The sequence below is a fragment of the Paenibacillus periandrae genome (assembly GCF_022458865.1).
GTDB classification, from domain to species: Bacteria; Bacillota; Bacilli; order Paenibacillales; family NBRC-103111; genus Paenibacillus_S; species Paenibacillus_S periandrae.
Window position 1 is genome coordinate 127843 of the sequence record NZ_JAJNMU010000011.1, and the last position, 12089, is coordinate 139931.

Annotated in this window: 11 protein-coding genes; all 11 read left to right on the forward strand. The window is 46.8% G+C overall.

Features of this window, described 5'->3' with window-relative positions:
* Positions 1-47 precede the first annotated feature (47 nt).
* The 11 genes from LRL21_RS19475 (at position 48) to rlmN (ending at position 12083) form a co-directional block, all read left to right on the forward strand.
* Positions 48-1973: a bifunctional homocysteine S-methyltransferase/methylenetetrahydrofolate reductase gene (locus tag LRL21_RS19475; protein WP_240417472.1), complete on the forward strand. Its 1926-nt coding sequence runs from the start codon at positions 48-50 to the stop codon at positions 1971-1973.
* A 37-nt stretch (positions 1974-2010) separates the two neighbouring features.
* Positions 2011-2892 carry a YicC/YloC family endoribonuclease gene (locus LRL21_RS19480; protein WP_240417473.1) on the forward strand — a complete coding sequence of 294 codons (882 nt, stop codon included), beginning with the start codon at positions 2011-2013 and terminating at the stop codon, positions 2890-2892.
* A gap of 139 nt (positions 2893-3031) precedes the next feature.
* Complete coding sequence (gene remA, locus LRL21_RS19485; RefSeq protein ID WP_009672664.1) at positions 3032-3292, forward strand: extracellular matrix/biofilm regulator RemA; 261 nt, start codon at positions 3032-3034, stop codon at positions 3290-3292.
* Entirely contained in the window at positions 3282-3902 is a 621-nt protein-coding gene (gene gmk, locus LRL21_RS19490; protein ID WP_076232578.1) for a guanylate kinase, read from the forward strand. Before remA ends, gmk begins: the two co-directional genes overlap by 11 nt.
* 1 nt (position 3903) lies before the next feature.
* Positions 3904-4110: a DNA-directed RNA polymerase subunit omega gene (rpoZ, locus tag LRL21_RS19495; protein ID WP_240417474.1), complete on the forward strand. Its 207-nt coding sequence runs from the start codon at positions 3904-3906 to the stop codon at positions 4108-4110.
* Between the two features lie 65 nt (positions 4111-4175).
* Entirely contained in the window at positions 4176-5387 is a 1212-nt protein-coding gene (coaBC, locus tag LRL21_RS19500) for a bifunctional phosphopantothenoylcysteine decarboxylase/phosphopantothenate--cysteine ligase CoaBC (protein ID WP_240417475.1), read from the forward strand.
* Positions 5387-7894 carry a primosomal protein N' gene (gene priA / locus LRL21_RS19505; RefSeq protein WP_240417476.1) on the forward strand — a complete coding sequence of 836 codons (2508 nt, stop codon included), beginning with the start codon at positions 5387-5389 and terminating at the stop codon, positions 7892-7894. The genes coaBC and priA overlap by 1 nt, the downstream gene beginning before the upstream one ends.
* A 92-nt stretch (positions 7895-7986) precedes the next feature.
* The gene (def, locus tag LRL21_RS19510) at positions 7987-8466 is read left to right on the forward strand and encodes a peptide deformylase (protein ID WP_076232587.1); all 480 of its coding nucleotides are present in this window, start codon (positions 7987-7989) and stop codon (positions 8464-8466) included.
* Positions 8463-9398, forward strand: a complete 936-nt coding sequence (gene fmt, locus LRL21_RS19515; RefSeq protein WP_240417477.1) for a methionyl-tRNA formyltransferase — start codon at positions 8463-8465, stop codon at positions 9396-9398. Before def ends, fmt begins: the two co-directional genes overlap by 4 nt.
* 41 nt (positions 9399-9439) lie before the next feature.
* Complete coding sequence (gene rsmB / locus LRL21_RS19520; protein WP_275900813.1) at positions 9440-10912, forward strand: 16S rRNA (cytosine(967)-C(5))-methyltransferase RsmB; 1473 nt, start codon at positions 9440-9442, stop codon at positions 10910-10912.
* 88 nt (positions 10913-11000) lie between these two features.
* Entirely contained in the window at positions 11001-12083 is a 1083-nt protein-coding gene (gene rlmN / locus LRL21_RS19525; protein WP_240417478.1) for a dual-specificity RNA methyltransferase RlmN, read from the forward strand.
* Positions 12084-12089: the final 6 nt, after the last annotated feature.

Below are 12089 nucleotides of genomic sequence, written 5' to 3' on the forward strand. Positions count from 1 at the left end.
GTCATATAGAAGGATCGCAGCTTAGTGGAAAGGGCGGACAAAAGCAAATGAAGCTTGACTTAAGGGAAGCACTTCATCACGATATTTTGGTTGGTGATGGAGCGATGGGTACTTTTTTATATCAGATGGGATTTCCGGTCGGGATTTCGTACGAGGAATTGAATCTGCTCAAACCGGAGGTTATCGCTGATGTGCATCGCCGTTATTATGAGGCAGGCGCACGCGTGATCGAAACGAATACATTTTCGGCAAACCGTGAGAAGCTGTCCAAATACGGCTTGGAGCAGGAAGTGGAAGCGATCAACCGGGCTGGTGTGGAATTAGCTCGCAGAGCAGTAGGCAGCGATGCTTATGTTGTTGGGGCGATGGGATCTATCCGTGCAGGTAAACGCAAAAATGTGCGTACAACCAAGCTCAAAGAAGATTTGCGTCAACAAATCGAGGTTTTACTGGATACGCAAGTGGACGGCCTGCTGCTGGAATCCTTTCTGGATCTGGAAGAAATGCTGCTGGCTTTGAAAATTATACGTAAGCTCAGCGATATTCCGGTAATTTGCCAATTTGCAACAGAAGGCGCAGGCACTACCGAGGATGGTATTTTGTTGTATGAAGCCTTTGCGAAGCTTAAGCACCATGGAGCCGATGTAGTTGGATTTAACTGCCGCAGCGGTCCTAATGGGTTATTACGTTCCTTGGAAAAAGCTGCAGCATCCGGACCTGAGCTTCCATACTCTGTATTCCCGAATGCGGGAATTGCCGATTATGTTGATGGCCGTTTTACCTTTGCAGCGACACCAGAATATTTTGCCGAGACGGCTTTGAAATTTGCTGATTTAGGTGCGAGAATCATCGGAGGCTGCTGCGGTACGACACCTGAGCATATCGCTTTTATGGCGAAAGCATTGAATGGCTACAAGCCGGATCCATCACGGATTGACAAATTGCAGTCCGACATAAGGGATACAGGCTTACCAACTGTTGCAAAGAGCGCTTCAGTCGAATCCATTACTGATTCGGTGTCTGAGGCAGCTAATGCTGCTGGATTACCGCCTGCTGCTGAACCGAATATCATTGAATTGGTCAAACAGCGTCATACTGTTATTGTTGAGCTGGATCCTCCCCGTGATCTCGATATTGATAAATTTATGAAGGGTGCACGTGCGTTAAAGGAAGCGCGTATTGATGCCTTAACGATGGCCGACAATTCATTGGCTGTTACGCGAATGAGCAACTTGGCTTTGGGATACCTGGTGAAAGAGCAGACTGGACTACGTCCTCTTATTCATATCGCTTGCCGAGACCGCAACATGATTGGTACACAATCTCATATGATGGGACTGCATGCTTTGGGCATTGACCACGTATTGGCTGTTACCGGAGATCCGGCACGTTTTGGCGATCTGCCTGGCTCCAGCTCTGTCTATGATTTGACTTCGTTTGAGATCATCCGAATGATCAAGCAGCTGAATGAAGGAGTTGCTTTCTCGGGTAAGCAGCTGAAGAAGAAGGCTAATTTTATTGTCGGAGCAGCTTTTAATCCCAATGTTAAATATTTGGAGAAGGCTGTGCAGCGTCTGGAACGGAAAATCGAAGCAGGTGCAGATTATATCATGACGCAGCCGGTTTATGATGCCAAGCTGATTGAACGAATATATGAGACTACCAAGCATTTGAATATCCCGATTTTTCTCGGTATTATGCCGCTGGCAAGTGGTGGTAATGCAGAGTATTTGCATAATGAGGTTCCAGGGATTCAACTGTCGGATGATGTGCGTCAGCGTATGAGTGACCTGAAGGGTGAAGAAGGCCGGGCGATGGGCGTACAGATCGCGAAGGAGCTTTTGGATGCGGCAATGCCATACTTTAACGGAATTTATTTGATGACTCCTTTCTTATCCTATGAGATGACAGCAGATCTGACCAAATATGTATGGGAGAAATCAGAAAGCGCGATTTCCACTTGTACCCTCTAGCAAAATGAATTAAAATAAGCTAATGGATGTGAACAGCTTGATGAAAAGTATGACCGGATTCGGACAAGCGAGCTGCAGGTTTGCCGGTTATATCGTGCAAATGGATCTGAAATCGGTCAATCATCGTTATTGCGAGGTTAATGTGCGAATCCCTCGTGAATATTTGAAATTTGAGGATTTGCTCAAAAAAACCGTGCAGCAGCATCTGAAGCGCGGCAGAGCCGATTTGTTTGTAACGATTGAGCGAAATACCGAGTCGTCTCGTACGGTAGAACTGAACTGGCAGCTGCTGGAAGCCTATCAGGTGGCAGCCGAACAGCTTGTAACAAGATTCGGTTTGAAATCATCAATGGATGTACGGGATTATATGTCCATTCCAGATTTGATTACCTTTAAGGAAGCTGCTCTAGTAACGGATGAAGAGTTTCAAAGCGAATTACTGGCTTGTGCGGAAGCGTCAGTTCTGCAATTAACCCAGATGCGCGAATCCGAAGGTGCCCATTTATGTGTGGATATCAAGCAGCGAATCGAAACCATGAATCGTTATCTGGAACAAGCGCAGAAGCTGGCTCCCCAGGTGGTACACCAGTATGCGTTCAAGCTTCGCAATCGTATACAGGAGCTGCAGCAGCAGCCTATATTGGATGAAGCACGGATAGCTATGGAAGTCGCTTTATTAGCGGATCGTTCGAATATTGACGAAGAATTAGTGCGTCTGCAAAGCCATATTCAGCAATGCGCTCAGCTTATAGGTGAGTCAGAACCGATCGGTAGAAAGTTTGACTTCCTCCTTCAAGAAATGAATCGGGAAGTGAATACGATTGGATCAAAAGCGAATCATGCAGAACTCACCACGATAGTCGTTGAGATGAAGGCTGAAATGGAAAAATTGAGAGAGCAGATTCAAAATATAGAGTAGTTATAATAATATTCAGTTAGCCGCTTTCATAGGAGAGCTAGTTGAAATTCAAGTGCTTGCGAAGTAGCTTTGCAGAGCAAAGTCCAAGATTATGCTTACGATGCAGCTTTCCAAAGGAAAGCTTGTGGGAGGAAACCAGATGGCTATCAAACTAATCAATATTGGCTTCGGGAACATTGTGTCTGCCAACCGAATCATTTCCATCGTTAGTCCGGAATCGGCGCCAATCAAAAGAATTATTCAGGAAGCACGTGATCGGCATATGCTGATCGATGCAACCTATGGACGTCGTACACGGGCGGTTATCATTACGGATAGCGACCATGTTATTTTATCTGCGGTGCAGCCCGAGACGGTGGCCCATCGACTTTCCAATAAGGACGATGATCATGACGAGTAAGGAAAAAGGAATATTAATCGTATTATCGGGGCCTTCCGGTGTTGGTAAAGGCACTGTTTGTAAGGCTCTGCGTGGGTGTGCTCCTGACCTGGTATATTCTGTATCGGCTACAACTCGCGTTCCTCGCGAAGGCGAAGTAGATGGTGTGAATTATTTCTTCAAAACTAGGGAACAATTTAAGAAGTTGATCGATACTGATCAAATACTGGAATGGGCGGAATATGTAGGTAATTACTATGGAACCCCACGTCAATTCGTGGAGGAAACGTTAAATTCCGGTAAAGATATCATTCTTGAGATCGAAGTACAGGGCGCGCTTCAGGTTAAACAAAAATTTCCTCAAGGTGTATTCATATTTTTGCTTCCTCCTTCATTAGATGAATTGGAAAGCCGAATTGTTGGCCGCGGTACCGAATCTGAGGAATCGATAAGGAGCCGGATGTCAGTAGCTATGGACGAATTCCGATTAATGGATTATTATGACTATGCGATTGTAAACGATAAGGTGGAAAATGCCTGTTCACGTATTCAATCCATTATTGTAGCCGAGCACTGTCGCAAGGATCGAGTATTCAGTAAAATAAAACAGTGGATGGTTGAGGTGAAATAAGATGTTGTATCCTTCGATTGATGAGCTTTTAGAAAAAGTAGATAGTAAATATTCCTTGGTAGTAGCAGCATCCAAACGGGCAAGATTGTTACGTGACGGTTCTAAATCGGAAATTCGCAACAAAAAGTCCTACAAGCAGGTAGGTCTCGCGCTTGAAGAAATTTATGAAGATTTTATTTCTTACGAGAAGCTGTACAAAGAAACCTAAGGAACATTTAAACGACAACCCTTGTGGTTGTTATTTTTTTCTCGATAAATGGGGAGGGATCGACTATGCTGCAGGGTAAAACGATTATTCTTGGTGTCAGTGGAGGCATTGCAGCCTATAAGGCAGCTGCGATTTGCAGCAAGCTGGTGCAAGCGGGAGCGGATGTTCGTGTCATTATGACAGAATCGGCAGTCAAATTTATTGCACCTTTGACCTTTCAAACCTTATCCCGGCACGACGTTATTGTTGACACATTCGATGAAAAAGATGCATCGGTCGTTTCCCACATCGATTTGGCGGATCGTGCTGATTTAATGATCGTTGCCCCTGCAACAGCTAACATCATTGCCAAAATGGCCCATGGTCTTGCTGACGATATGCTGAGCACGACATTGCTGGCAACGATGGCACCGGTGTGGATAGCTCCTGCCATGAATGTTCACATGTATGCACATCCTGCAGTTCAGGCCAATTTGGAAGTGCTTGCTGCTCGTGGAGTTCAGTTCATTGAGCCTGGTACCGGCCAGTTGGCTTGTGGTTATGTAGGCAAGGGAAGATTAGAAGAGCCTGAGCATATCGTAGCAGCCATTATCCGATATTTCGGCGAAAAAAAATTGCTTGAGGGCAAGAAGATAGTAATCACAGCTGGTGGTACCGTGGAGCGTATAGATCCTGTGCGATATTTAACGAATGATTCATCGGGTAAAATGGGCATAGCCCTTGCGGAAGCAGCTCAGAGCATGGGCGCTGATGTCACGCTGATCGCGGGCAAAACGTCTGTACCTGTACCCTCAGGCATACGTGTTGTGAAGGTTGAATCTGCGCAGGATATGCTGGAGGCTGTCTTGGAGCGGTTTGACAATTCCGATGTGATTATTAAAGCTGCTGCGGTTGCCGACTATCGTCCTTTGGAGCGTGCTCAACAAAAGATCAAGAAAAAGTCGGAAGAAATGACTTTAACTCTGATTAAAAATACAGATATTTTGCAAACTATCGGTCAACGTAAAACGAAGCAGTTCATCGTTGGATTTGCAGCTGAAACCGAGAATGTTGAAGAGCATGCCCTGGACAAGCTGCGACGGAAGCATTGTGATCTGATTGTCGCTAACGATGTTACGCAGGAGGGTGCAGGCTTTGGCACGGATACGAATGTAGTAAGGATATATGATGCGGGTGGCTTGGTCGATACTTTGCCAATCATGAGTAAGCTTGATGTGGCACGTGAGCTGTTGTTACGAATTGCAGAACGGATGGTGAAAGGAGCAGAATCGCGCTGATGTATGCAAAAGTTATTGTGGATGTTCCATCCAAGCACACAAACCGCGGTTTTGATTACCTGATACCCGAATCGATGCGGGAGTGGGTTGCGATTGGAAGTCGGGTAGGCGTCCCTTTTGGCCCGAGAAAGCTTCAGGGGTTTGTCGTTGAGCTGCATGATCGTCCGGACTTTGATCCAGCGAAATTAAAGCCGATTTCAGAGGTTATGGACTTGTATCCTCCATTAACTCCCGACTTGGTGGAGCTCGCTCAGTGGGTAAGCAAAACCTATCTTTGTCACGAAATTACAGCGCTGCAGGCGATGATTCCTGGTGCCTTGAAAGCCAAATACGAACGTCACATCAAGGTGAGCGATATTCATACGAATGGTGATTATGGTAATTTGCTTTTACAAGGCCAGCGTACAATGCTGCTGCCGATTCAGGAGGAAATCGCTGCTTTTATCCGCGATAAGGGCTCAGTAGAGATTGGGGCTTTATTAGAAAAATATACGGATCAAGGCGGCCTGATCAAGCAGATGATCACGCAAGGGCAGCTTTTTGAAGTACAAATGATTAAAGACCGGATGTCCGCGAAAAAGGTACTCACGGTTTTTCCATCCGGGCAGCCGGAGCAGCTGAGACAGTGGGCTGAGCTGCTTGCAGCCCGATCCATGAAGCAGAAGGAAGTGCTGCTGTATTTGGCGGAACAGCCTTATCCGATCAAGCTGACGGATCTGCTCAATGAGCTGGGGATTAGCGCCAGTACGGTCAAAAGCTTGGCAGACAAGGATCATCTCACAATTAAGGAAGTTGAGGTTTTTCGTGACCCGTATGCGGAAAGGAACTTCCCGCGTACCAAGCCGTTGACACTAACACCCGAGCAGAGTCAGGTATTTAATCGAATTTCCGAAGCTGTCCAGAAGCGGAATCATCAGGTATTCTTGCTGCACGGGGTGACAGGAAGCGGGAAAACAGAGGTTTACCTGCAGTCGATTCAAACCTGTCTGGATCAAGACAGAGAGGCCATTGTGCTGGTACCGGAAATTTCTTTAACACCTCAGATGGTAGAGCGCTTCAAAGGCCGTTTTGGCAATCAAGTCGCGGTGCTGCACAGTCGCCTGTCTCATGGCGAGCGGTACGATGAGTGGCGTAAAATCATGCTCAAGCAGGTCAGTGTCGTAATCGGTGCCCGCTCTGCCATTTTTGCTCCATTTACCAAGATTGGGTTGGTTATTATTGATGAGGAGCATGAATCCTCATACAAGCAAGAGGAGAGTCCGAAATACCATGCGCGTGATGTTTCTGTAGCAAGAGCTAAGCAGCACGGAGCTGTAGTTATATTAGGATCTGCCACTCCATCGCTCGAGAGTATGTACGGGACATTGCCTGAGGCGACACAGGGCATATCTGGTCGTGCACCGATTGAGCTTTTGACGATGAAAGAGCGCGTTGAAGGGAGGCCTTTGCCTAAGGTCAACATCATAGATATGCGAGAGGAGCTTAGCAAAGGCAACCGATCCATGTTCAGCCGTGGCTTACATAAAGCGATCGAGGACAGGCTGGCAAAGAAAGAGCAGATTGTACTGCTGCTGAATCGTCGTGGTTACGCGACATTTGTGATGTGCCGCAGCTGCGGGTTCGTGGCAGGCTGTCCACACTGTGATATTTCGTTAACTTATCACCAGTCCGCTCGAACGCTGCGCTGCCACTATTGTGGGTACACAGAACGTGAAGCGACGACCTGTCCAAGCTGTGGAAGCGAGCATATACGTCATTTTGGCACCGGAACCCAACGAGTAGAAGAAGAATTGGGGAAGCTGTTCCCTGGCATTCGTGTGATTCGGATGGATGTGGATACGACGACAGAGAAGGGTTCTCATGAGAAATGGCTAACTCTTTTTCGAAACCAGCAGGCGGATGTGCTGTTAGGGACACAAATGGTGGCCAAAGGCCTCGATTTTCCGCAGGTTACGCTTGTTGGTGCTCTGGCAGCAGACACAGTACTGAATTTACCGGATTTTCGCGCAGCGGAACGAACCTTTCAGTTGATGACTCAGGTAGGCGGACGTGCTGGACGGCATGAACTGCCAGGTGAAGTATTTATTCAGACCTATACACCAGAGCATTATAGTATTATTAGTGCCAGCAATCATGATTATAAAAGTTTTATGGAAAAAGAGATGACTTTTCGTAAATTCCATGATTATCCACCTTTTCATAGACTTATACTAATAACGTTGTCACATGAACAAATACCGCTGCTTATGCGCTCGGCAGAGACGTTAGCATCCAAATTGAAAGAGCTCGCCAAGGCTATGGCGCCTACGCCCATTGACATTCTTGGACCGGTAGCTTCACCTATTTCACGAATCAAGGATAGATATCGGTTTCAATGCATGGTAAAATATCGTGAAGAAGTTTCGATAGCGGGACTTGTTCAGCAAGCAGCGGACACTCTTGGTGATGTAGTAAAGCAGCATAAGCTGACGATCAGTATAGATGTGGATCCGCAGGTGTTGATGTAATTCAACATAAGCTGCAGCAGATTCCGTCTTCTAATTGGATGAAAAATCCATATAAATTGGTTATCCCTATTAACGAAAGGTGTGCTCATCCAATGGCTATTAAATTAATTGTAAAAGATCCAGACCCTGTGCTGCGTGAAATATGCAAGCCAGTTAAGAAAATTACTCCCAACATTCATAAGCTCCTCAAGGATATGGCTGATACGATGTATGATGCCCAAGGCGTCGGCTTGGCCGCGCCACAGATCGGTATATTAAAGCGGGTTATTGTGATGGATGTCGGCAATGAGCAGGGCTTGATTGAACTTATTAATCCAGAAGTGATTGAAGAGGAAGGCGAGCAGTTTGGGTCCGAAGGCTGCTTGAGTATTCCTGGTATGAACGGAGATGTTCGCCGCGCTATGCGAGTTGTGGTCAAAGGCCTTGATCGTGACGGCAAAGAAATTGTTGTAGAAGGGACGGAATTGCTGGCACGCTGCATCCTTCATGAAGTTGATCACCTTAACGGCGTATTATACACGGATTTAGCGGAAAAGATGTATCGTAATGAGCCTCAGGGCGGTGAAGTATGAGAATCGTTTTCATGGGCACACCCGAATTTGCCGTGCCTGCTTTACAAGCATTGATCAACTATTCTGGAATTGAAGTCGTTGGGGTGGTCACCCAGCCGGATCGTCCGGTTGGGAGGAAGCGGCTGTTAGCGCCAACTCCGGTTAAAGAAGAGGCCCTCAAGCATGGGATTCCAGTCCTGCAACCGGAAAAGCTGCGCCGACCTGAGTCGGTGGAGGAGCTGCGGGAGCTTCAGCCTGATTTGATCGTGACAGCCGCCTACGGGCAAATATTGCCAAAGTCGGTACTGGCGATTCCACGGCTCGGATGCATTAATATTCATGCATCGCTGCTGCCACGTTATCGTGGAGGTGCTCCCATTCATCATGCCGTGATGAATGGAGACACGTCTACAGGTGTGACGATTATGTATATGGCAGAAGGCTTGGATACCGGAGATATGATAAGCAGCGTCGAGCTTGCAATTGAGGATTCGGATACGACAGGCACTATGTTTAATAAGCTGAGTGCTGCAGGTGCTCAACTACTTCTGGATACATTACCTGATCTGCTTGCTGGTCGTATTCAGGCCGTTGCCCAAAATCATGAGGAAGCGGTCTATTCACCGAATGTCAGCAGGGAACAGGAGCGAATCGATTGGAGCAGACCTGCTATCTCCTTATGGAATCAGGTGCGTGGTCTCAATCCAAGACCGGGAGCTTATACGACATGGAATGGTGAGGTTTTGAAAATCTGGTCCTGCGACAAGCCTAATCAGTCAGAGATTGCGAATACACCTGGTACGGTTGTTGCTATTAGCGAGCAGGGGATACAGGTGGCTACAGGCGCCGGTATACTGACGATTACTGAGCTGCAGCCTGCTGGCAAGAAGGCGATGCGGGCAGCGCAATTTGTGCTTGGTGGCCGACTTGTGGCTGGTACTGTGTTTGTGTAAGCTCGGTAGCTAAGGGTATCTAATAATGGGGGCTACAACAATTGGAGCAAAGTTTTGATCATACGAACAACGGTAGTGGAAATGCTGGTAAACCGAAGAGAAACAATGGCAGTACAAGCAGTACAAAAACAAACAAATATCATTCAAATAAGTCTGGTACGCATACTCAATTTGCAAACAAATCTCAAAACAAGGCAAGCACAGCCAAGATCAAGGGCAGTGCCCGAGAGGCTGCGCTTGAGGTGCTGGTACGTACGGAGCAAGATCATTCGTACAGCAATCTGCTCCTGAATCAAATTTTGCAGCAATATCATCTGGACAAGCAGGATGCAGGATTAACGACTGAAATCGTCTATGGCACCATACAACGGTTGAATACGATCGATTATTTTTTGAATCGTTTTGTTGCCAAAGGCCTCGCTAAGCTGGAGCCATGGGTTCGAAGCCTGTTAAGGCTGAGCTTTTACCAGATGTTATACCTGGATAGGGTACCAGATCATGCTATTGTGAACGAAGCAGTCAACTTGGCCAAAAAAAGGGGACATTCCGGCATTTCCGGCATGGTTAACGGGGTTTTACGGAATGTGATTCGTCAAAAAGAAACCTTGCTGATTCCAGCCGATCTGCCTGCTGTGGAACGTATTGCGTTGACACACTCCCATCCGCAATGGATGGTCAAACGCTGGATAAACCAAATCGGTGAAGCCCGAACAGAATTACTGTGTGAAGCCAATAACAAACCACCGCATGTCAGCATCCGCACGAATACGATGAAGCTGAGCCGAAAAGAATTGATCGTTATACTGAATGAAGCAGGAGTGGACGCAGCTCCTTCGGAGCTAGCTGACGATGGAATTTTGGTCAAAAACGGCGGCAATATGGCTTTGACGCCTTGGTATGAAGCCGGACTGTTTTCCATTCAGGATGAGAGCTCCATGCTGGTAGCTGAGACTCTTCAGCCCAATCCGGGCGAAAGGATTCTGGATTGCTGTGCAGCTCCTGGCGGCAAAACGGCTCATATAGCAGAAAAAATGGGCAACCATGGAGACATATGGGCTTGTGATATTCATGAGCATAAAGAAAAGCTGATCCGTGAGCAGGCGGCACGGTTAGGATTAACTTCCGTGCATACACTTGTTTCCGATGCTCGGGATTTGCCGCAGCATTTTGCGAATGAAAGCTTTGATCGTATTTTGCTTGACGCGCCCTGCTCGGGCCTGGGAGTAATCCGTCGTAAGCCGGATATGAAGTGGAATAAGCGTGAACAGGATTTAGACGAGGTTTGCCTGATCCAGAAAGACCTTTTGAACAGCATTCACCCTTTGCTAAAAGTCGGGGGCGTACTCATTTACAGCACATGTACTTTGGAATATAACGAAAATGAAGGCCAGGTTCGGGAGTTTCTGGACAAGCACCCTAATTTCGAATGGGACCAGCCCCAACCGATCGAAATATATCCTTATGAGCATTTATCGGATGGTTTTTTTATTGCAAGGCTCCGGAAACGAGCGTAAGTTCTGGAACTATGTTAAAATTAAACCTATGTGCCGTGTTTGTGTATTATAATCAAGCACGAATTAACCAAACAGGTCGTGATGATGGATGAAATTAATAGATCGAGATCAACAAGCCGGAACCAAGCCTTATGTATATGATTTAAGTCTTGAGGAATGGCAAGAGTGGATTAAATTGAACGGTGAGCCTGGATTCCGTGCGGGACAGATTTTTGATTGGCTGTATGTGAAAAGAATTTCAAGCTTCGATGAAATGTCCAATTTACCTAAAACGCTGCGGGATAAGCTCAGCCAGCATTTTGATTTTGTGACAATGACTGAGGTGGCCAAGTACGCATCGAAGGACGGAACTGTCAAATTTTTATTTGAGCTGTCTGATAAAAATGCCATCGAAACCGTCATCATGAAGCACAGCTATGGTAACAGTGTTTGTGTAACGACTCAAGTAGGCTGTCGCATCGGCTGTACCTTTTGCGCATCTACACTGACGGGATTAAAGCGGAATCTGACACCGGGCGAGATCATTGCACAGGTTGTGAAATCCCAACAGCTGCTTGATGCAACAGGCGAGCGGGTCAGCAGTATCGTTATTATGGGAATTGGCGAGCCGTTTGAAAATTATGACGCCATGATGACCTTTTTGAAGGTGATGATCCATCCTAAGGGCTTGAATATCGGTCAGCGGCACATTACCGTATCAACGAGCGGTATCGTACCGAATATTTATCGATTTGCTGATGAGCAGACACAGGTGAATCTGGCGATTTCGATCCATGCACCCAACGATACGCTTCGCTCGAAGCTGATGCCGGTTAATCGGAGGTTCCCTTTTGCACAATTGATTGAAGCCTGTCAATATTATGTGGCCAAAACGGGACGGCGGATTACATTCGAATATGCCTTGATGGGTGGAGTTAATGATCAGCCGGAGCATGCAGAAGAACTCGCACAGGTGCTTAAGTCTTTTCCCATGGCTCACGTAAATTTAATTCCTGTTAACTTTGTAACGGAGCGTGATTATGTGCGAACTCCGAGGGATGATATCTTTACGTTTCAACGTATTTTGGAACGAAACAAGGTCAACGCCACAATACGCAGAGAGCAAGGCAGCGATATCGCGGCGGCTTGCGGACAACTGCGGGCGAAGCATATGGAGTCAGGTGCGAGGTGAAGCGAA

What these genes read in the sequence shown, in the direction of transcription:
- LRL21_RS19475 (WP_240417472.1), top strand. Translation starts at nt 48, where the DNA reads ATGAAGCTTGACTTAAGGGAAGCACTTCATCACGATATTTTGGTTGGT.
- remA (WP_009672664.1), top strand. Translation starts at nt 3,032, where the DNA reads ATGGCTATCAAACTAATCAATATTGGCTTCGGGAACATTGTGTCTGCC.
- priA (WP_240417476.1), top strand. Translation starts at nt 5,387, where the DNA reads ATGTATGCAAAAGTTATTGTGGATGTTCCATCCAAGCACACAAACCGC.
- rlmN (WP_240417478.1), top strand. Translation starts at nt 11,001, where the DNA reads ATGAAATTAATAGATCGAGATCAACAAGCCGGAACCAAGCCTTATGTA.
- fmt (WP_240417477.1), top strand. Translation starts at nt 8,463, where the DNA reads ATGAGAATCGTTTTCATGGGCACACCCGAATTTGCCGTGCCTGCTTTA.
- coaBC (WP_240417475.1), top strand. Translation starts at nt 4,176, where the DNA reads ATGCTGCAGGGTAAAACGATTATTCTTGGTGTCAGTGGAGGCATTGCA.
- gmk (WP_076232578.1), top strand. Translation starts at nt 3,282, where the DNA reads ATGACGAGTAAGGAAAAAGGAATATTAATCGTATTATCGGGGCCTTCC.
- def (WP_076232587.1), top strand. Translation starts at nt 7,987, where the DNA reads ATGGCTATTAAATTAATTGTAAAAGATCCAGACCCTGTGCTGCGTGAA.
- rpoZ (WP_240417474.1), top strand. Translation starts at nt 3,904, where the DNA reads ATGTTGTATCCTTCGATTGATGAGCTTTTAGAAAAAGTAGATAGTAAA.